The organism is Paraburkholderia sp. J11-2, assembly GCF_905220185.1.
In the GTDB taxonomy this organism is placed as follows: Bacteria; Pseudomonadota; Gammaproteobacteria; order Burkholderiales; family Burkholderiaceae; genus Paraburkholderia.
Map to the genome: position 1 here is coordinate 1 of NZ_CAJMYY010000135.1, position 337 is coordinate 337.

Here is a 337-nt window from a genome sequence, read left to right on the forward strand (position 1 = left end):
CGTCTGGACCATTACGCGCACGCCGTTCCGGGCAAACTCGCCCGAGGCATTGCGGGCGGCGATTCTGGCCGGAGCGGGCATTGGCACGCTTGCCACCTATTCGGTGGCTGACGATCTCGCGAGTGGCAAGCTCAGGCGCGTTCTGCCGCAGATCCATCTGCGGCCGTTCACGGTTTATGCCGTCTATCCTTCGCGGCGCTACCTCGATGCCAAGGTGCGCACCTTGCTCGCGCATCTGCGTACAACGCTGTCTCCCGCATTGGCACGGGCAATGGAGATCTGCGAGGCCCACGCCGACGCAGCCGTCGCTTCCAGCGCGCGGCGGAGCAACCGGACA

1 protein-coding gene is annotated in these 337 nt (G+C 65.9%); it reads left to right on the plus strand.

Features of this window, described 5'->3' with window-relative positions; translation table 11 throughout:
* A partial coding sequence (locus U5A57_RS41500; protein WP_321918138.1) for a LysR substrate-binding domain-containing protein occupies nucleotides 1–337 on the plus strand: 337 nt, incomplete at both ends.